The sequence below is a fragment of the Maritalea sp. genome (assembly GCF_047634455.1).
In the GTDB taxonomy this organism is placed as follows: Bacteria; Pseudomonadota; Alphaproteobacteria; order Rhizobiales; family Devosiaceae; genus Maritalea.
Window position 1 is genome coordinate 21,159 of the sequence record NZ_JBLIAI010000022.1, and the last position, 20,379, is coordinate 41,537.

Sequence of the window (20,379 nt, forward strand, 5' to 3'; positions counted from 1 at the left end):
CCATAAATCTGTTCTAAAATGTTGAATTCAGTAGTTATTGTGCGCATCATTTGCGCCAATTTGAGGCGAAAAATGGACAAAATTGTATCTAAAGATATAGCGCCGGAAATTGATGAATTGTGGAATAGCCCTGCGCGATTTGTAAACCGGGAAGTGTCGTGGCTGCAATTTAATATGCGTGTGCTGGAAGAAGCGGGAAATATTGCGCATCCACTGCTTGAACGGTTGCGTTTTGTTTCTATTTCAGCCAGCAACCTTGATGAGTTCTTCATGGTTCGCGTGGCGGGCCTGAAAGGGCAATTAAGGGCAGGCGTGACGCGTCTTAGCGCGGACGGCATGTCGCCCGCGGAGCAGCTGGACGAGATTGCGGCGCTTGCTCAACATTTACACCTTGAGCAACAAGATAGCTGGCAAGAAATACGTGAAGCGCTTGAGGCAAGCGATATCATTTTGAATGAAGCCGAAGAATTGTCGACGGCGCAGCTCGAGTATCTTGAACAATTGTTCAAAGACGAGATTTTTCCGGTTTTAACCCCAATGGCGGTGGATCCTGCCCATCCGTTTCCGTTTATTCCGAATTTGGGGTTTTCATTGGCGTTTGAGCTTCAACGGCCAGATGAGGACGACACCCTTACAGCACTTGTGCGTGTACCCAACAATATCGAACGGTTTGTGTTTTTGCCTGATGAGCTTACGAGCGGTAAGCGGATCGAAATGGTTACGATCGAGACCCTGATTAATTTGTTTTTTGAAGGCATGTTCCCCGGCCATAAAGTTGTTGGTTCTGGTGCTTTCCGGGTCATTCGCGACAGCGAAATGGAAATTGATGATGAAGCCGCTGACTTGGTGGTTGAGTTTGAATCTGCTTTGCGTCAGCGTCGTCGTGGGCAGGTGATCCGCCTAGAAATCGAACGCTCAATGCCCCGCAAATTGCGCAAGCGCATCGCGGACGAATTGCATGTGGGTCAGGAAGATACGTTTGAAGTTGAAGGCTTTTTGGCACTTTCTGATGCGTCCGGTATTTGCGAAGTGGACCGTTCGGATTTGAAATTCAAGCCGTTCAATGCGCGTTTTCCTGAGCGGGTGCGGGACCATCAGGGTGATTGCTTTGCCGCGATCAAACAAAAAGACATCGTGGTGCATCACCCTTATGAAAGCTTTGATATTGTTGCACAATTTTTGATGCAAGCGGCAAGCGATCCTGAGGTCGTGGCGATTAAGCAAACGCTTTATCGTACGTCCAACGACTCGCCAATTGTCAAAGCGCTTATTCAGGCCGCAGAAGCCGGTAAATCGGTGACTGCATTGGTTGAACTCAAAGCGCGTTTTGATGAGGAAGCTAATATTCGTTGGGCGCGCGATATGGAACGCGCGGGGGTGCAAGTCGTGTTTGGTTTTATTGAGTGGAAAACGCATGCCAAACTCAGCCAAGTGGTGCGTCGGGATAAAAAGGGGAAACTGGTTTCTTACTGCCATATCGGTACTGGGAATTACCACCCAATCACGGCTAAGATTTATACAGATTTGAGCTATTTTACCACGAACCCAACCATTACACGAGATGTGGCGCGCGTGTTTAACTACATCACGGGTTACGCACGTCCGACGGCTCTTGAGTGTATTTCTGTGTCGCCATTGTCCTTGCGCAGCACATTGCTGCAACATATTGACCGTGAGATAGAACATGCCAAGGCCGAAGAGCCGGCAAATATCTGGTTCAAAATGAATTCATTGGTCGATCCAAAAATCATTGATGCGCTGTATCGTGCATCCCAAGCTGGTGTGCAAGTTGAGCTAATTGTGCGTGGTATATGTTGTTTGCGGCCCGGGATTCCTGATTTTTCAGATAATATCCGGGTGAAAAGTATCGTTGGACGGTTTTTGGAACACTCACGTATTTTCTGTTTTGGACAAGGTCACGAGATGCCATCACGCAAAGCGGCGGTGTACATTTCTTCGGCGGATTTGATGCAACGCAATCTTGATGGGCGGGTTGAAGTGTTGGTGCCGTTGTTTAACAAAACCGTGCAAAAGCAAGTGCTTGAACGCATCATGGTCGCCAATATCAATGATAACCAGCAAAGTTGGGAAGTGTTACCGGATGGCACTTCGCGCCGAATCGAGACACAAGAGGGGGAGGTTGTGTTCAACGCACATGACTATTTCATGACCAACCCAAGCTTGTCCGGCCGTGGAAGTGCTTCTGCAAGCGACGGGCTTGTTGAAGAGGACGATGATTGATCCGATCATTTGTTAAGTCGCTGAAACTGCCGACCGCCCAGGGCCGCATTGCCGAAGGGCAGCCGATTGCTGTGCTCGATATCGGGTCAAATTCTGTTCGATTGGTGATTTATGAGCGGCATATTCGCGCTCTAACCCCAATCTACAATGAAAAAGTGCCTTGCGGGCTTGGTCGAGGTATCGGGCAAACTGGCGCTTTGGGTACAGAAAGCGTTGAGCGCGCTTTGGTTGCGATGCGGCGGTTTGCGCTTGTGTGTGAACTGACAAAGGTTGGTGATCTGCATATTCTTGCAACCGCTGCAACGCGTGATGCAAGCAATGGCGCGATGTTTATTGCCGGTGTTGAAGAAGTGATGAATACCAAAGTGCAAGTCCTTTCGGGGGCGGAGGAAGCGCATTTCGCGGCACTTGGCACCATTGCTGGCATGCCGCAACAACAGGGTATGTTGGGCGATTTTGGTGGCGGCAGTCTTGAGTTGGCCGTGCTGGATGGACAGAACGAGAGTGCTGGGGAAACGCACCCTTTAGGCGCGATCCGGTTGCAAGATGATAGCGAGCTTTCCGCGAGCAAAGCATATAAAATTTGCCGCAAAGTGCTGGCGAGTTCACCACTACTGGCGGATGTCAAAAAAGGTGAATTTGTCGCAATTGGTGGTACGTGGCGCGCGATAGCCAAGGTGCATCAGATTCAATCTAAATATCCGTTGTCGATGGTGCAGGGCTATCGTGTGGATGCTGCATCGATGATCGAACTTTGCGATCAAATCATTGATCTGGCAGAAAAGGGCGAGCTGCCCGATGCCGCGCAACTCCTATCCAGTAACCGTCGTGATTTGTTGAGTTATGGGGCGGCGGCGCTGAAAGCTGTCTTGGAAGTGGGACGCTTCAAAACGGTAAAGTTTTCGGCCCTTGGGGTGCGCGAAGGCTTTTTGTTTGGCCAACTCGAACCATCCGAACAAAGAGTTGATCCGCTCTTACAAGCCTGTGAGGAGCTCTCGATCCTTCGTTCGCGGTCACCTATACATGCCGAAGACCTTATTGGGTTTACCGCACAGTTTTTGGATGTGATTGGTTTTGAAGAAAGCGAGTTGCTGCAACAATTGCGCCACGCGGCGTGTTATTTGTCGGATATTTCGTGGCGTGGGCATCCAGATTATCGTGGAGCGCAAGCCGTTGACGCGGTGGCCTATGGCTCGTTTGTGGGTGTTGACCACACGGGGCGATCGCATTTGGCCCGCTGCTTGGCCGTACGTTATTTGGGATTAAAGCGCAAAAACATCGACTTCGATGCGCTCTTTGATTTGTGTGGCGAAAAGCATGCCAAACACGCCGATTTGCTCGGTGCGCTTTTTCGCGTCGCGTATTTGCTGTCAGCGGCAATGCCAAACGTCTTACCGCTCATTCAATGGAAACGTGATGAGATTAGGCTGCAAATCTTGCTGCCAGCAGGATATGAAGTATTGGCCGCTGAAAAGATGGTCAGGCGCTTTAAACAGCTGGCTGCGTTCTTAGATTTGGAGGCGGAAATCGTCTCCAGCTAACTATTCAATGGTTTGGCTATTCTAATTCAAGATCAACAGCGATTGGGATGATCCCGTCAGGTGTTGCGCCTAAAGCAAGTTTGCCGCTTTTTATTGCCAGTGCTTTGTTGCCAAAAACCTCGCGCCGCCAACCGCTTAGTGCCTGTACATCGGCATTGTCATTTAGAACGATCTGATCAATATCGTCGCTGGAGGCGATGATGCGCGGTGCAACGCCTTCAGTCTCACTAACCGCCTTCAGCAGCACACGCAGCAGGTCGCCGATAGCACCTTTTGGCGAAGGGCCATTCGGTTTGCGCGGCACTTTGGGCAAGTCATCTTTGTCGATGGATTGAACCTGTGCGACGATTTTGATGATCTCGTCGGCAGATGAGGAGCGGCCAAACCCTTTGGAGAATGAGCGTAGTCGATCAAATGCTTTGGTCGAATTGGGTTGTTGTTGGGCCAATTCATAAATTGCATCGTCTTTGACCACGCGGCCCCGTGGCACATCTTGTTGTTGTGCTTTGAGCTCGCGCCATGCGGCAAGTTCTTGCATCATCGCAAGGTCGCGCGGGCGGTTCACTTTCATTTTGAGCCGTTTCCAAGCGTCTTCTGGCTGCACAAGGTAATTGTTGCGATCCATCAAGGCGGCCAACTCGTCTTCGATCCAGGGAAGGCGGTCTTTTTCTTCCAGCAAGTCAACAATGTGCAAATAACAGTCGCGCAAATGTGTGACATCGCCCAAGGCATAAGTGAGTTGCTTGTCGGTAAGGGGACGATGCGACCAATTGGTGAAGCGTGAGCTTTTGTCCAATTGGGTGCCGGTGATCATGCGCACCAGATTGTCATATGAAATGCTGTCGCCAAAACCACAAACAGCGGCTGCAACTTGTGTGTCAAACACCGGTTGGGGCGCATCACCAGAGAGTTTTACGAATATTTCAATGTCTTGCTTTGCCGCATGGAACACTTTGACGACGGATTTGTTTTGAAACAGTTCAAACATCGGTCCAAGGTCGAAGCCCTCAACCATCGGGTCAACAATAACGGCTTCTTCAGGCGTCGCCATCTGAACAAGGCACAAGATTGGCCAGTAGGTGGTTTCTCTTAAGAACTCGGTGTCGACAGTTACAAAATCAAAGTTTTTTGCCGCATCACAAAATTCGGCCAAGTCCTTTGTGGACGTGATGATTTTCATATTGTTCTTTTTATCCGGTTGCGCGTTTGAAACGGCGTCATTTTTGGTTTATTGGTTGCGGGCTAGTGTGCGGTTTTTCGACAAACTTGCAACCCTTCATATGTGTTGTGTGCTAACATGGCAAAGGATATAGGGTTGTCGTGCTTGACAAACGGCGCGCATCATGCGCTTTTCCGCGCAAAAATTCCCACACGGATTACCGGGATTGGTATTGAAAATGCATCGCTATCGTAGCCATACTTGTGCTGACTTGCGCAAAACTCATGTTGGTGAAACTGTTCGGCTTTCTGGCTGGGTCCATCGTGTTAGAGATCACGGCGGGCTGTTGTTTATCGACCTTCGCGACCATTACGGGATTACACAATGCGTTGTGGATCCTGATTCCAATGCTTTTGGCTTGGCTGAAACGCTGCGTTCCGAGTTCGTGGTTCGTATCGATGGCGACGTGAAGAACCGCGCTGAGGGCACTGCCAACTCAGATTTGCCAACTGGTGATGTCGAGCTTTTTATTCGTGAGATTGAGGTGCTTGGTGCCGCTAAAGAATTACCGATGCCGGTATTTGGCGATCAAGAATATCCAGAAGACATTCGCTTAAAACACCGTTTTTTGGATTTGCGCCGCGAACGTATTCACAACAATATTGTCACGCGTTCGAAAATCATCTCGCATTTGCGCAACACCATGACCGCCCAAGGCTTTATGGAGTATCAAACACCGATTTTGACCGCTTCTAGCCCTGAAGGCGCGCGCGATTTCTTGGTGCCATCACGGATGCATCCGGGCAAATTCTATGCGCTGCCACAAGCGCCTCAACAGTTCAAACAATTGTTGATGATTTCTGGCTTTGACCGTTACTTCCAAATCGCGCCATGTTTCCGCGATGAAGATGCCCGCGCTGACCGTTCGCCGGGCGAATTCTATCAGCTTGATATTGAAATGAGCTTTGTGGAACAAGAAGATGTGTTCCAAGCGATTGAGCCTGTATTGCGCGGTGTGTTTGAAGAGTTCGGTAAAGGCAAGCCTGTTACCCAAACCTTCCCACGCATTCCATACGCAGAATCTATGCGTAAATACGGTAACGACAAGCCAGATTTGCGGAACCCAATTGAAATGCAGGCTGTAACCGAGCATTTTGCGGGTTCTGGTTTTGGTGTGTTTGCCAACCAGATTGCCAACGACCCTAAAGTTGAAGTTTGGGCAATTCCTGCGCCAACAGGTGGTTCGCGAGCGATTTGTGATCGGATGAACAAATGGGCACAAGGCGAGGGGCAACCGGGTCTTGGCTACATTATTTACCGTGAAGGTGAGGGCGCAGGCCCCATTGCCAAGAATATTGGTCCAGAACGCACCGAAGCAATTCGGACGCAGCTTGGTTTAAATGCTGGCGATGCCGTGTTCTTTGCCTGCGGTGTTCCATCCAAGTTTGTTGGCTTTGCAGGCGCTGCGCGCACCAAAGTGGGTACTGATCTCAATCTTATCGACAAGGATCGTTTTGATCTGTGTTGGATTGTTGATTTTCCAATGTTTGAGTGGAATGAAGAAGAAAAACGTGTCGATTTCTCGCACAATCCATTCTCTATGCCGCAAGGTGGTCTGGAGGCTTTGGAAAACCAAGATCCATTGACCATCAATGCGTACCAGTACGACATTGTTTGTAATGGTTTTGAGTTGAGCTCTGGCGCAATCCGGAATCACCGCCCCGAAATCATGAAAAAAGCCTTTGATATGGCTGGCTATGATGAAGCCATTTTGTATGAAAAATTTGGCGGCATGTTGCGGGCAATGGAATTCGGCGCTCCGCCACACGGTGGTATTGCGCCGGGCATTGATCGAATCGTCATGCTGCTTTGCGGTGAGGAAAACCTTCGCGAAGTGACGGCATTCCCGATGAATCAGCAAGCAGAAGACTTGTTGATGGGCGCACCCTCGGATGTGTCGGCAATGCAATTGCGCGAACTGAGCATCAGATTGAACCTGCCCAAAGCGTAGTTCTCTCTAACACATTGATAAATATAGAGTGGCGGCGTTGTGAGTGATCACGGCGCCGTCATTTGGTTAATGCGGTGTTAATCCTAGTTCAGTACAAGCTAAGTGTAGTCAACTTGTATGTTGCGTGGCCGATTTGAAATCACGGATTTCACATGTCCTGATGTTTTTCAGTGCGATCCTTGCGTTTGCACCGATTATCTCTGTCGATTATTTGATGGATGCCTATGTGCGTATGCGCGGCATGCAAGAGTTAAAAATGTCCATAAACGGCATTATCAATGAAACTCAATTTGCTGTTGGGTCGGCGACAAAATCCCTTCAGAGCTTGACTGCTCGCAGTCCCTCATTGTGTACACCAACATTTTACCGCGCGGCGGCAGCTGAAATGCGCGCGAATTACATGATGCGCCAATTGATCGTGAACTCAACCGATGGGGCGCTACAATGTGCGCTTTATGGTGACAAATTTAGCTATACAGCGATCACCCCGACAATGAGCATGCCAGGCGGTCCGCAAGAGATGACCGTCGTGCGCATCGAGGACAATGATTTCCCGCTTTTGAAAGTGTCTTTGCGCGTTCGTCCGGGCAAAGAGGTGTCGACATTTGTGCCGATTAATTCTCATATGTTCGACCCCACACATCCAGCGGTTGATAAGTCGATCATGACCCGTTTTGCACTGACCAGTGGCCTCACAATATATGAGTTTGGCGATCCGGGGCGGTTTTACGACGATGAACGTCCAGACGAGAACTTTATTTTTGCACAGCAAGTCGCACAAAATGTACCCATTTCCGTTGCCGCTGCTATTCCGGTGGATTTGATTGCTGCCGAATATGCAGACCTACAGATTGGTTTTACACTTGTCGCCAGCCTTGCCAGCTGCATATTCCTTTGGTTTTGTGTTCAGTATGTCCGCCGGTCACAAGCGCCGACTTTTGACCTTGAGCGCGCCATTAATGATGGTGAGCTGCGTCCGCGTTATCAACCGGTTATTGACTTGCAAACCGGGCATATTGCGGGTTGTGAAGTGCTTATTCGGTGGGAGAAGCCTAATGGCGAGGTCATTTCACCGGGGGCCTTTATTGAATATGCTGAATTGAGTGGCCTTGCTATTCCAATGACGCTTTCATTGATGGAACAAGTGCGCGACGATCTGGAAGATTTGTGTGATCGCCATCCGCACTTGAAGGTTGCCATCAACTTGTTTGAGCGTCATTTCCGAGACGGGTCAATTGTTGAAGATGTTCAAACAATCTTTGGTGCGACCAACATTCGATATAGCCAATTGGTCTTTGAAATTACCGAGCGGCAACCCTTGTCTGATATGGCCGGGGTCAATGCGGTTATCCACGCGCTGCGTGATCTTGGGTCCAAAGTGGCTCTGGATGACGCGGGAACGGGCCATTCAAATCTTGCTTATATCCAAAAACTGGGCATCGACATCGTTAAAATTGACCGGGTGTTTGTTGAGTTGATCAAACATCGCAATCAGCCAGTTCCTGTGGTTGATGCATTAATTAGCATGGCGACGGAACTTGGCACCGAGATCATTGCCGAAGGCGTTGAGACCGAAGAACAAGCGCTTTATCTGCGTAAAAAAGGTATCCGGCAAGCGCAGGGATTTTTGTTTGCGCCCGCTTTGCCAGTAGATGCTTATTTGGCCTTAGCAGAGCGAATGAACAATGAAGAAGTGCAATTGATCGACGAACTGGATAGTGCGCGTGTGGATGACCTGGTTGGCTTCGTTGATGATGAACACAGCGAGATTGGCGTTGATTATGGCAGATCAGCGCCTGGGGTTGATGGATCAGCAGAAATTGATGCCAACGAAGCGACCGGTTCGGATGATGATGCTGACTATGTCGCGCCGAAAATTGCGGCGGAGGAAGAAATCATGATCGGCGGAGACGGCTCGCCGACCAAAAGCAACGACGAAGCGGTTGCTTGATCGCGCTTGCTTGGCGCTAAAATCATACTAAAGTATAAAATGCACACCATGGCTGATCTGACGCTTTTCTTTTTGCTGGTTTAGTGGCAGACCAGATCAGCAATTTCAATGAGGTAAGCTGATGACGCAAGAACCACGTGACACGCAAAATTCGATTTATGAAGCCGCGCTACACTTTCACAAATACCCTAAGCCCGGCAAACTTGAAATTCGGCCAACAAAGCCGCTGGGCAACCAACGCGATTTGGCTCTTGCATATTCACCTGGCGTTGCTGCACCTTGCGAAGAAATTGCTAAAAATCCAGCCACTGTTTCAGACTATACGTCGCGCGGCAATTTGGTCGCCGTGATTTCAAATGGTACTGCGGTGCTTGGCCTTGGTGCCATTGGCGCTTTGGCCTCAAAACCGGTGATGGAGGGCAAAGCTGTCCTGTTTAAGAAGTTCGCCGGGATTGACGTTTTCGATATTGAAATTGACGAAGACGATCCGGCCAAGTTGGTGGAAATAATTGCGCCACTAGAGCCTACATTTGGCGGGATCAACCTAGAGGACATCAAAGCACCTGAGTGTTTTGAAGTTGAAGAAGCGTTGCGTGAGCGCATGAAAATCCCGGTGTTTCATGATGATCAGCACGGCACCGCCATTATTGTTGCAGCAGCGGTTATCAACGGGTTGCGGCTTGCCAAAAAGAAAATTGGCGACGTCAAAATTGTCACATCTGGAGCCGGTGCGGCCGCTATTGCTTGCTTAAACTTATTGATCAGCCTTGGGGCGAAGCGCGAAAATATCTGGGTTGCGGATCGAGATGGGTTGGTCACCACCCAGCGCCTTAACTCGATGGATCGCTGGCGGGCTGCGTTTGCGCAAGACACCAATAAAACGACCTTGGCCGACGTCATGCCGGGGGCTGACATTTTTATCGGGCTTAGCGCTGCTGGCGTGCTAAAACCTGAGTTGCTCAAAGAAATGGCAGCTAATCCTTTGGTGATGGCGCTCGCCAATCCGACGCCGGAAATTATGCCAGAATTGGCCAAAGAAGCGCGCCCAGACGCGATGATGTGCACTGGGCGCTCTGATTACCCCAACCAAGTGAATAACGTTCTTTGTTTCCCATTTTTGTTCCGTGGCGCTTTGGATGTTGGGGCAACCGCGATCAACGAAGAAATGAAAATGGCGGCAGTTCACGCCATTGCAAAGCTGGCGCATGAACCGGCGCTTGAAGCATCAACTGCGGAAGCGGGCGCAACGTTTGGGCCAGAATATCTTATTCCAAACCCATTTGATCAGCGCCTTATTTTACGCATAGCGCCAGCGGTCGCAAAAGCGGCTATGGATAGCGGCGTGGCGACACGTCCAATAACTGACTTTGACGCCTATCACGACCGTTTGAACCGGTTTGTATTCCGTTCAGGCATGGTCATGAAACCGATCATTGATATGGCGCGATCTAGCAATAAACGTGTGGTCTTTGCTGATGGTGAGGATGAGCGTGTGCTGCGTGCAGCCCAAGTTGCCCTTGAAGATCGCATTGCCAAACCTATTTTGATTGGCCGGCCGCAGGTGATCGAACACCGGATCAATAAATTCGGATTGAATTTGGAAATCGGCAAAGATTTTGAAGTTATCAACCCAGAAGACGACCCACGTTATCGCGATTATGTGGACTTGTTCCACTCTTTGGTTGGTCGCAATGGCGTAACCCCAGATACCGCGCGTACAATTGTGCGGACAAACACAACGGTAATCGGCGCGCTCGCAGTGAAACGCGGCGAAGCTGATGCGCTAATTTGTGGATTGCAGGGTCGCTATATTAAACACGTGCGCGACGTCAAATCGATCATTGGACTAGACCAAGGGGCGTCGGATGTTTCCGCGCTCTCCATGCTGATTATGCGACGCGGTGTGTTTTTCTTTGCAGATACGTACGTGTCGCTGGACCCTAGCCCCGACGAGTTAGTTGAGATTGCCCTGCAAGCGCAGGCCCACTTGAAGCGCTTTAATATCGAGGCGAAAGCGGCGCTTTTGAGCTATTCAAACTTTGGCTCACGCGATGGGGATACTTCTGAAAAAATGCGCACAACCTACCAAAAACTGAAGGCTGCTGCGCCGGAAATGATCGTTGAGGGTGAAATGCAGGGCGATTTGGCGCTCAACCAAATGCTGCGTGAACGTTATATTCCAAAAAGCAAATTGTCCGGCGAAGCCAATTTGCTGCTGTTCCCGAATTTGGATGCTGCCAACTTGTCGATGACCCTGATCAAAGAACTGAATGATGCATTGTCTGTGGGCCCGATATTGATGGGGACCGCAAAACCGGCACATATTCTTTCACCATCAGTGACCAGCCGCGGCATTGTGAATATGACAGCTGTTGCTGTTTCTGAAGCTGTGGGTGCGGACGCCAAGTAACGTCCGCAACCTACTGATTTGATTACTGAAACGCCGTTTCCGCAAATGATCTTAGTTTGCGGGAATGGATGGAATGCGCGGGTTGTTGCCGTAGTATTTCCATGGCGCGAATGCCGATTTTTAGATGTTTGTTGACCTGTGTGCGGTAAAAATCGCTGGCCATCCCGGGCAGTTTTAATTCGCCGTGCAATGGTTTGTCCGAAACGCACAATAGTGTGCCATATGGCACACGGAACCTAAACCCGTTGGCTGCAATGGTGGCACTTTCCATATCAAGGGCAATGGCGCGCGATTGGGAAAGGCGTTGGGCGATTTCTGTTTGATCGCGCAGTTCCCAATTTCGGTTGTCAAATGTCGCAACCGTGCCGGTGCGCATGATGCGCTTTTTGTCCATACCACTTAGTTCGGTGATTTCACCAACCGCTTGCTCTAGCGCTACTTGAACCTCTGCGAGTGCGGGGATGGGTACCGAAATAGGTAGATCGGCGTCTAGCACATGGTCTTCTCGCACATAGGCATGGGCTAGAACATAGTCGCCCAAATCTTGTGAATTTCGAAGGCCAGCGCAATGTCCAAGCATTATCCAGGCATGGGGTCGCAATACTGCAATGTGGTCGGTAATTGTTTTGGCATTGGACGGGCCGACGCCAATATTGACCATGGTGATGCCAGAGCCATGTTTTGACTTAAGGTGGTAAGCAGGCATTTGTGGCTCACGCGGTGGTTTTTGGCCCGTGGTCGGCTCACCAACATTTTTGTTGTGCGTGATCACATTCCCAGGCTCAACAAATGCGTGGTAGTCTGGGTGACCCTCCTGCATCCATTTGTGTGCTAACCGACAGAACTCCTCAATGTAGAAGCTATAGTTGGTAAACAGCACGAAGTTTTGGAAATGCTCTGGCTTGGTGGCCGTATAGTGCGACAGCCTATGCAACGAATAGTCGACGCGCGGCGCGGTAAAGGCGGCCAGCGGGTAGGGGCCGCCTTGGGGGGGGATGAATGTGCCATTTGCGATTTCATCGTCCGTATGGGCCAAATCGGGCACATCAAAAATATCGCGCAATGGAATGCCAAGTGCGTTGATGGCATCGCCGTCCAGCGTTGTTGTGGGATCAAGCGCAAAATGGACAGGAATGGGCGTGTCTGATTCACCAATCTCAATTTCGCAATCATGGTTTTTAAGGAGCTGGGCGAATTGCGCGGTGAGATAGTATTTAAACAATTCAGGTTCAGAAATTGTGGTTTGGTAGACGCCTGGCGAATGCAAAAAGCCGTATGGCAAGTGCGAATCGATTTTTTGGAAGCTATTCGAGCTTACTCTTGCCATTGGATAGTTTGCCCGAATTCGACCCCTTGGTTGCTTGCCATCTGAAAGTTCACGCACAGCGTCCCGAATGAACTGCGTATTGCGGTCATAAATCTGTGCCACATAGTCTCGGGCTAGATAGGGGTCTTTGAACGATTTTTGTGGCAAGGGTTCTGGGCGAATAATATCCATTTGAGCTCCATTATTATTTTTGTTTTTGGCAATCTCGCTATCACCTGTGTTCAAGAACACTGATGGCTGTTGCAAAAGCATATCCGCTGAATTTGGTTTTGTCTTTATGTGGCGCTAGAAGTTTTTTTGATCACAAGAATGTGACGGGCCTTTAAACCATTTCGGTGATCCCTATATCCTATTTATGCGGTTGGCTGAATGCCCTTTGTCGACTGCAATGGTCGCTGTCGGACATGTCCCCCTTTGCAGCCCTCAAACCATGTTCGATGGCGACCCAAATATTGACCTTCAATTGGCCAGTGCATTAGTTGCATTGGCCTTTTTTAATTGCAGAAGCGCACTGGCCGCTATCTTTTAATCCATGGCGCGCCGCTTGGCTTCAATGCTGGCTTGAATGAGGTCCTTTTCCATCAGGTCGGCAACGGTTGAGATCATTTTGGAGAACAGCGCCGCCAATATTTTTGACATGAATGTTTTTGGCGTTGCCTTGAACACTAATGTTACGTTGGTGCCGTTCTCATTTGGTTCCATTAAATAGCTGGTCACATATTCAGTGCCATGGCTAAATGCTTCCACTACAAATTGGTTTGGGCGGTCCATAATGGAGACTTCCATTTCTTCGGTTGCCTCTCGTCCCATCATAATTCTGGTCTCTCTCACTCTGGTGCCCAGCGCTACCGGGCCGGGTGTGAGCATTTCAACTTTGATAATGCCATCAACGAAGTTTGCGGCATTTGGGAAATCTGAAACCACGTCGAAAGCGATTTCTGGTGAAGATTCGAACAATCTTGAAACAGTAATTGTTGGCATGATGCGGTTCCTATTCAGGATATTTTTGAGCCATAGAGGCGACAGATCGTGTGATGATTTCCTCAAGAGCTGATTCATCAAGATCGCTTAAGCGTTTGATATATAGGCAGCCTTTGCCGTGCTTGTGTTTGCCCATTTTTTCCAATAAGGCATTATATTCCGAGAACCCAGCCATAATGTATAAGACAATATTGGCTTTGCGCGCTGCAAAGCCCGAGCGCATAAAATCGCCTTCGCGTCCACTTTCATATTTGTAGTGATAATCGCCAAACCCGATGATCGAAGTGCCCCACATTCTAGCAGGCGCATCCACAATGCGCTCCATCATATCTTTTATTTTGAAACAATCTGCGCGTTTTTCCGCATCCTCAATTTGCATGAGGTATTCGTCGACACTCGCATCTGTCTTTTGGGTTTTGTTCTGATTTTTCGCCATAGCCTCTTCCCCTTATGTGATCAAATCACATTTTGCCGGGTTTTGGCTAGTTTGTGATTTGGCTGGCCGCCTCATAACGGATGGCAAAACCAGTCACCGCGCGCTCAATTATTGCCTCGAGAACGGGCGAATGTTTCCATTGCTCGGTTGGGCAAGGACCTTTGGTGGTTGATATTGGTCAACGCACTGGTTGGGCCGTTTCTGTAAGCTGGTTGCAGCTTGGAGCGTGCACGCATGGAAAATTCTGAGATAATCGACTGGCTGATGGCAGGCGATGTTGCTGTTCAATATCAGACCCGGCGGGATTTGCTGGGAGAAAATCGGTTTGATTTGCGGGATCGCATTGCATCGCAAGGCTGGGGAAAACAATTCTTGGATGCGCGCAATCCAGACGGTAGTTGGGGGCGCGCGTTTTATCAGATGAAGTGGACATCGAGCCATTACACCTTACTTGATCTGCGCAACTTAGAGATTGCACCCGACATCCTAGAAATTCGTGCAGAAATTTCTATGATCATAGCAAACGAGAAATCCCCAACCGATGGCGGTATTGGCCCGTTTGGGCTCAAGGGCAATAGCGATGTCTGTGTCAATGGTATGTTTCTCCATTATGCGAGCTATTTTGATCTGCCCGAAAAAGATCTGAAATCCATCTTAGATTTTCTACTTGCCCAGCATATGGGCGATGGCGGTTTTAACTGCCGATCCAATCGCGCCAAGCCACATCATTCGTCGCTGCATTCAACCTGTTCAGTTCTTGAAGGTTTTTTGACTTATCTTAACGCGGGTTATACCTATCGGGCCGACGAGGTGCGTAGCCAGATGCGCGATGCCGAAGATTTTTTGCTTTTGCATCAATTGTTTATTTCTGACCGTACGGGGCTGTTGATCGAAAAAGGGTTCCTTAAACTGTCTTACCCCTATCGCTGGCGATACAGTATTTTGCGCGGGCTCGACTATTTCCGCGCTGCAAATCGGACGTGGGACGATCGGTTGCAACCCGCTACTGAAGTGCTCAAAAAGAAGCGCCGCGCTGATGGTCGCTGGAATGTGCAGGCCAAACATCCCGGGCAAACCCACTTTGATATGGAACGGGCAGGGCAACCCAGCAGATGGGTCACACTATTTGCATTGCGGGTATTTAAGCACTTCGGGGTTGAATAATCTCCAATTTTTAGGCATAACCCGCCCGCAGCATCGCTATTTGCGCCCATTATATGTTGTAATCGGGTAGCGAGAAAGTTTTGGGCGAAGCGGCGGGGCATTTCATCGGATGTGAAATGCCATTTTAAGGAGCTCACATGCAACTGGCATTTGTTATTCCGGCCTTCAATGAAGAGGGTCTTATCGGGCGTTGTCTTGAATCTGTTACGAAACGGGTCAAGCAATCCGGGGTTAAGTGCGAGATCATCGTGGTCAACAACGCCTCGACAGACCGCACAAAAGAAATCGCTGAGGGCTTTGAGGGCGTCACCGTTGTTGACGAGTTCGACAAGGGCTTGGTTTATGCGCGTCGCGCCGGTTTTAACGCGTCGACAGCTGAGTTGGTTGCCAACATTGATGCCGACACCGAGTTGCCTGACGGTTGGATTGAAACCGTTATGTCGACCTTTGAGAAGCGGCCCGAACTGGTGGGTTTAAGCGGCCCCTATATTTATTACGACCTGTCGCTGTGGAACCAGATTTTGGTGCGGTTCTTTTATTACATCTCCTTTGTAGTTTATCTGCTCAATCGTTTTGTGCTCAAGGTTGGATCGATGATCCAAGGGGGCAACTTTGTTATCCGCCGTTCGGCTTGGAACAAGGCGGGCGGCTATGACACGTCGATATCGTTCTACGGGGAAGACACAGACATCGCTGTGCGGCTTTCTAAGGTTGGTCCGGTCAAATGGACGTTCAACTTGCCCATGCGCACCTCTGGCCGTCGCTTGACCGAAGAAGGGGTGTTTCAGACCGCTGGGGTTTATGTTTTGAACTTCTTTTGGGTCACGTTTCGCGGAAAACCTGCAACCAAGACCTACACAGACGTTCGCCCCGGCGATAAAAAATAAGCAAACTCAACGCGTTTTCGCCTGCTAGGGCAGTTTTTCTGGTTTTTCAAGGCGCTTCTTTGCAAATAAAATGCGAAGGGGCGCCTTGTTCTTTGCGGCCCAATCCCCACATTTCAGGTCATAGTGCAGCAAAGGAGACCACAATGGTTGATGATAAGCGCAAAGAATCTGACGAGCCCAAAGGCGGCTGGGAAAGCTTTACCGAAGAAATTGAAGTTGCGGGCAGCAAACTTGTTGAAGAAATCACCAAATTGGTTTCTGAAGGCAATGTGCGAAAACTCCGTATCCGGTCAGCAAACGATGATTTGGTGATCGAAGTCCCATTAACCGGCAGCGTGGTTGTTGGCGGCGTCGTGATGCTGGCCGCGCCTTGGTTGGCGATCCTTGGTGGGCTTGCTGGCGTGCTGGCAAAAGTCAAAATTGAGGTCGTAAGAGACCCGAGCAAAGAAGCCGGTGACGGCGATCATCAAGATACGCCTAAAAAGAAAAAGAAGAAGAAGGCAAAGTCTTAACGTTTGCCGCTCTAGCATGAGTACAACTTAAGATGACCTCCCAAATATTGCCCCGGTTTTTAACCGGGGTTTTTTTGTGTCTTTTGACCTCACGCGGCGCGTGCCGGTTAATCTGCGCCGCCGATTGTTTCCATAATCTGTGATTGTTCACACAATCCACAGCTTCTGTTTTCTTCCCCTTGGTGGGGAGGGATTAAGGGTGGGGGGCAGGCGGTTGCTATCTCGTGAGAAGATCCCGGCTCCGTGGCCGGGAATGCCCCGTTTGAGGTAACATCCTACCCCTACGGTTAATTTTACGTGCCGCCGTTGGTCGCTTGCGCTCCCGACACCGGCACACCCCCGGCTCTTTTTACGCGCCGCCGTCGCAGGCTGTGCCTGCTACCCCGGCACCCCCGGAAGGGTTATTGCATGCCGCCGTCGCAGGCTGTGCCTGCTACCCCGGCCCCCCCGCCGATTGGTGCGCGCTAGCATGCGCCAATGGAGGTTGCTCAAAATACTCCACCATCCGTCGATGGCCGCTGGAGCGAAGATGGGGATGATTATGGGGTAAGTGGGCGAGGCGGGGATAAGTTTTTTGTTTGGCCCTTCGACAGGCTCAGGGTGAGGAAGAGTAGGTGGCGTAGACAGTCATACGCGTAGAGCGCTTTTTGTATTGCCTTTAGCGAGCCCTCATGGTGAGCTTGTCGAACCACGAGGGCGGAACAGCCAAATGCAAGCGATTGTGTACATCTTAGAATGTGCGGATAACTCTTATTACGTTGGAATCACACGCCGTTCGCTCGAAGAGCGGATAAGCGAGCACAATTCTGGGCAAATTGATGGCTACACGAAATCACGTTTACCCGTAAAGCTGGCGCATTCCGAGGAATTTGCGGTGGTTACCCAAGCTATTGCGCGGGAACTGCAACTAAAAGGGTGGACGCGGGCGAAGAAGGAAGCCCTTATTGCGGGAGATTTTGAAAAGCTTGCTGAACTGTCGAGGGCCAAAAAGTAAACCCGTTGCGACCTTGTGGGGAAACAAGTTTATTCTAAAATATTTCCGATCTGAGCTTGTTGGGCGGTGAGCCTGATTTACCGTTCCTCATCCTGAGCTTGTCGAAGGATGGCGTTCAGTAAATGGCGCGTGCAATCTTGCATGGGGTCTTTCTTATTAGCTCGCCCTTCGACAAGCTCAGGGTGAGGGGTGGTGGGTTTGGCTTGTGGTGAACGTGCCCGTTTTTGGCGGAATGACGGCCAAATTGGACCCTATGGTGCCTTCGGTTCATTTATTTGGCTTGTCCAAATTCTAAGGGCTTCGCCTCCATCGAAAGCTTCGGTTTGGTGGATTGCCATATCGCTCATTGTTCTTAGTTTTGAGATATTTGTAAATTTGAGCAACCCAAACTTGTTCACGAGTATTAAAAATTTTTGACCATGATGAGACAACGAATTGTAGAAAAGAAAGTTCACTTCATATTCTGACATTTGCGCCCTAACTATTTTAGCATAAAAATGTTGCTTTCCATTTGGTGCGCTTTCGTCGATGTACCGAAAAATCCGGTAAAGAAGTCGGAAGTAGTGGGCGAATTCGTGGGAGTGCTGCTCGTATGAAGCCTGATACGCACTTGCGTAGTCTACCTGTGGGGATACTTCGCGAAACCGATCATAGAAAACCTTTATGGCGTCTTTTCCTTTGGTTATCCTGGTGGAAACCACCAAGTCGATGTCATTGATTGACGAGTTTAGCGTTGTCAACAATTGAAAAAACGTGTTCTCGAATATCTGCAGTCTGAGTGCTTCGTTTTGAGTCTCGAACTCACCTTTTTGCTCTTCCATTATTTTTTTGAGTGTTTTTAAGTTCTTCCTGCTGGAGAAAGATGGCGGCAACCAATCCAACAAAAGCAAGGCCAGAAAATAGAGAAGTTATGAACCCAAATTTGTCTCCGAATGCCCCACCGTTGTCATCAATCGGGATCAACACAACTGTGTTTTCTGAAAAACTTGGCTGAACATTTCCAATGAAGATCCACGTCATCCCCCATGCTACCAGGACAAACAACGTAGCGAAAATTGTCCAAATCCAAATGTTTGTGGTGTTCCCACCAGTTTCTTTTTTCACTTTCAAAATCTCCAAAAAAATCAAAACCCCGGCCAGCTTGCGCCGACCGGGGTGAATATCACTTCAATATGCTGTTCCGCACCAACGGCTTAACTACAACCTGTCGTGCTTCCACAAGTGTCACATTTCAAGCACGTTCCATTGCGCACCAAAGTGAAGTTGGCGCATTCAGGGCAGCTTTCGCCTTCGTAGCCTTTCATCCGTGCTTGGGCGCGTTGGATGTTGGTGTCTGCCATGGGGGCAGTGCCGGGGGCGACGGTGGGTTCGGCTTTTAGGGCTGTTTGGCCAGAGGTATGCAACATGGTTGCCGCACTGGTTTGCATGGCTTGCACGGCGTTGCCACCAGATGCGGTTGGCTCGGAAGAGACAAGCATCAAGTTCTTGTCTTTTACGCGACCGCGGGTCAGGCCTTTTGACACATATTGCGATGCACCAACTGGTTTTGCGCCATTGCCTGAAGTTTGGTCTTGCCCCGCGTTGGACGACAAGGAGGTGGTGCTCATATGGTCTGGGGTGACGTGGGCCAAGTCGTCGCGATCAAGATAGGAAATCGCGAGTTCGCGGAACACATAGTCCAGAATTGACGTGGCAGATTTAATCGCCTCGTTGCCTTGCACCATGCCAGCTGGTTCGAATTTGGTGAAGGTGAACGCATCCACATATTCTTCCAGCGGCACGCCATATTGAAGGCCAAGGGAAATCGCAATCGCGAAATTGTTCATCATGGCGCGGAAGGCGGCGCCTTCTTTGTGCATATCGATGAAGATTTCGCCTAAACGACCATCATCATATTCGCCACTGCGCAAGAAGATGGTGTGGCCACCAACACGAGATTTTTGCGTGTAGCCTTTGCGGCGGTCAGGCATTTTTTCGCGCTCACGAACCCGTTCAACAATCCGCTCGACGATGCGTTCAGACACAGCTGCGGTGCGATCCACTGCGGATTTTGCCGCAAATTCTTCGGCTGCATCAATGGCGTCATCATCATCGTCGGCCAATAGCTGAGAATTCAATGGTTGGCTGAGTTTTGAACCATCGCGATACAAGGCATTGGCTTTCAAAGCGAGTTTCCAAGACAGCATGTAGCTTTCTTTGCACTCTTCAACCGTTGCATTGTTTGGCATGTTGATGGTTTTAGAAATTGCACCAGAGATGAACGGTTGCGCGGCGGCCATCATGCGGATGTGGCTTTCAACGCTGAGGAAACGTTTGCCGATCCGACCACAAGGGTTGGCGCAATCGAACACATTATAGTGCTCTTCTTTAAGGTGAGGCGCTTTTTCCAGCGTCATCGCCCCGCAAACATGGATGTTTGCTGCATCAATTTCAGCTTTGGTGAAGCCAATTGCTGCCAACAAATCAAAGTTTAAATCGTCCAATTGTTCGGAAGACAAACCAAGCGTGTCACGACAGAACTCTTCGCCAAGGCTCCATTTGTTGAAGGCGAATTTGATATCAAATGCGCTTGTCAAACCGGAATTGATGGCTTCGATTTTTTCTTCGGTGAAGCCTTTGGCGCGTAGCGTTGTTGGGTTGACGCCCGGCGCTTGGTTTAGATTGCCGTGACCCACCGCATAGACTTCGATTTCAGCGAGCTGATCCTCGGCATAACCAAGGGTGCGCAAAGCTTCTGGCACGGCGCGGTTGATGATTTTAAAGTA

Annotated in this window: 15 protein-coding genes and 1 pseudogene; 9 read left to right on the top strand and 7 right to left on the bottom strand. The window is 49.7% G+C overall.

Annotated elements, in window-relative coordinates; genetic code table 11:
• Positions 1–72 precede the first annotated feature (72 nt).
• Together ACJAZW_RS07775 and ACJAZW_RS07780 are read left to right on the top strand one after the other, a co-directional pair.
• The gene (locus ACJAZW_RS07775; protein WP_415156755.1) at positions 73–2,241 is read left to right on the top strand and encodes an RNA degradosome polyphosphate kinase; all 2,169 of its coding nucleotides are present in this window, start codon (positions 73–75) and stop codon (positions 2,239–2,241) included.
• Positions 2,238–3,782, top strand: a complete 1,545-nt coding sequence (locus ACJAZW_RS07780; RefSeq protein ID WP_415156757.1) for an exopolyphosphatase — start codon at positions 2,238–2,240, stop codon at positions 3,780–3,782. The genes ACJAZW_RS07775 and ACJAZW_RS07780 overlap by 4 nt, the downstream gene beginning before the upstream one ends.
• Positions 3,783–3,798: 16 nt before the next feature.
• Here the strand turns inward: ACJAZW_RS07780 and rnd are convergent, their stop codons facing one another.
• On the bottom strand, positions 3,799–4,962 hold the full coding sequence (gene rnd, locus ACJAZW_RS07785; RefSeq protein WP_415156759.1) for a ribonuclease D: 1,164 nt from the start codon (positions 4,960–4,962) through the stop codon (positions 3,799–3,801).
• Positions 4,963–5,179: 217 nt separating this feature from the next.
• On the opposite strand from rnd, the gene aspS reads away from it, so the two are divergent.
• The 3 genes from aspS (at position 5,180) to ACJAZW_RS07800 (ending at position 11,313) form a co-directional block, all read left to right on the top strand.
• Positions 5,180–6,952, top strand: coding sequence for an aspartate--tRNA ligase (gene aspS / locus ACJAZW_RS07790; protein ID WP_415156761.1), 1,773 nt, complete (start codon positions 5,180–5,182; stop codon positions 6,950–6,952).
• Positions 6,953–7,076: 124 nt separating this feature from the next.
• Positions 7,077–8,903: an EAL domain-containing protein gene (locus ACJAZW_RS07795; RefSeq protein WP_415156763.1), complete on the top strand. Its 1,827-nt coding sequence runs from the start codon at positions 7,077–7,079 to the stop codon at positions 8,901–8,903.
• Positions 8,904–9,024: 121 nt separating this feature from the next.
• Positions 9,025–11,313, top strand: a complete 2,289-nt coding sequence (locus ACJAZW_RS07800) for an NADP-dependent malic enzyme (protein WP_415156765.1) — start codon at positions 9,025–9,027, stop codon at positions 11,311–11,313.
• A gap of 22 nt (positions 11,314–11,335) precedes the next feature.
• Here the strand turns inward: ACJAZW_RS07800 and ACJAZW_RS07805 are convergent, their stop codons facing one another.
• The 3 genes from ACJAZW_RS07805 to ACJAZW_RS07815 all read right to left on the bottom strand — a co-directional run bounded on the left by ACJAZW_RS07805 (position 11,336) and on the right by ACJAZW_RS07815 (position 14,057).
• On the bottom strand, positions 11,336–12,811 hold the full coding sequence (locus ACJAZW_RS07805) for an AMP nucleosidase (protein ID WP_415156767.1): 1,476 nt from the start codon (positions 12,809–12,811) through the stop codon (positions 11,336–11,338).
• A 354-nt stretch (positions 12,812–13,165) separates the two neighbouring features.
• On the bottom strand, positions 13,166–13,621 hold the full coding sequence (locus tag ACJAZW_RS07810; protein WP_415156769.1) for an SRPBCC family protein: 456 nt from the start codon (positions 13,619–13,621) through the stop codon (positions 13,166–13,168).
• A 10-nt stretch (positions 13,622–13,631) separates the two neighbouring features.
• Positions 13,632–14,057, bottom strand: coding sequence for a DUF1801 domain-containing protein (locus ACJAZW_RS07815; protein WP_415156771.1), 426 nt, complete (start codon positions 14,055–14,057; stop codon positions 13,632–13,634).
• 234 nt (positions 14,058–14,291) lie between these two features.
• Here ACJAZW_RS07815 and ACJAZW_RS07820 point away from each other — a divergent pair, with 234 nt between their 5' ends.
• The 4 genes from ACJAZW_RS07820 to ACJAZW_RS07835 all read left to right on the top strand — a co-directional run bounded on the left by ACJAZW_RS07820 (position 14,292) and on the right by ACJAZW_RS07835 (position 17,614).
• On the top strand, positions 14,292–15,221 hold the full coding sequence (locus ACJAZW_RS07820; protein ID WP_415156773.1) for a hypothetical protein: 930 nt from the start codon (positions 14,292–14,294) through the stop codon (positions 15,219–15,221).
• 137 nt (positions 15,222–15,358) lie between these two features.
• On the top strand, positions 15,359–16,108 hold the full coding sequence (locus ACJAZW_RS07825) for a glycosyltransferase family 2 protein (protein WP_415156775.1): 750 nt from the start codon (positions 15,359–15,361) through the stop codon (positions 16,106–16,108).
• A 143-nt stretch (positions 16,109–16,251) separates the two neighbouring features.
• Positions 16,252–16,620 (top strand): DUF4342 domain-containing protein, encoded by a 369-nt coding sequence (locus ACJAZW_RS07830; protein WP_415156777.1) that lies wholly within the window; start codon positions 16,252–16,254, stop codon positions 16,618–16,620.
• Between the two features lie 709 nt (positions 16,621–17,329).
• Positions 17,330–17,614 carry a GIY-YIG nuclease family protein gene (locus tag ACJAZW_RS07835; protein WP_415156779.1) on the top strand — a complete coding sequence of 95 codons (285 nt, stop codon included), beginning with the start codon at positions 17,330–17,332 and terminating at the stop codon, positions 17,612–17,614.
• A gap of 251 nt (positions 17,615–17,865) precedes the next feature.
• Here the strand turns inward: ACJAZW_RS07835 and ACJAZW_RS07840 are convergent, their stop codons facing one another.
• From ACJAZW_RS07840 to ACJAZW_RS07850, 3 genes and pseudogenes are all read right to left on the bottom strand, one after another.
• Positions 17,866–18,435 (bottom strand): putative phage abortive infection protein, encoded by a 570-nt coding sequence (locus ACJAZW_RS07840; protein ID WP_415156781.1) that lies wholly within the window; start codon positions 18,433–18,435, stop codon positions 17,866–17,868.
• A complete protein-coding gene (locus ACJAZW_RS07845) occupies positions 18,416–18,718 on the bottom strand; it encodes a hypothetical protein (protein WP_415156783.1) in 303 nt (100 codons plus the stop codon). The genes ACJAZW_RS07840 and ACJAZW_RS07845 overlap by 20 nt, the downstream gene beginning before the upstream one ends.
• Positions 18,719–18,807: 89 nt before the next feature.
• A pseudogene (locus tag ACJAZW_RS07850) lies at positions 18,808–20,379 on the bottom strand (vitamin B12-dependent ribonucleotide reductase); the annotation flags it as partial.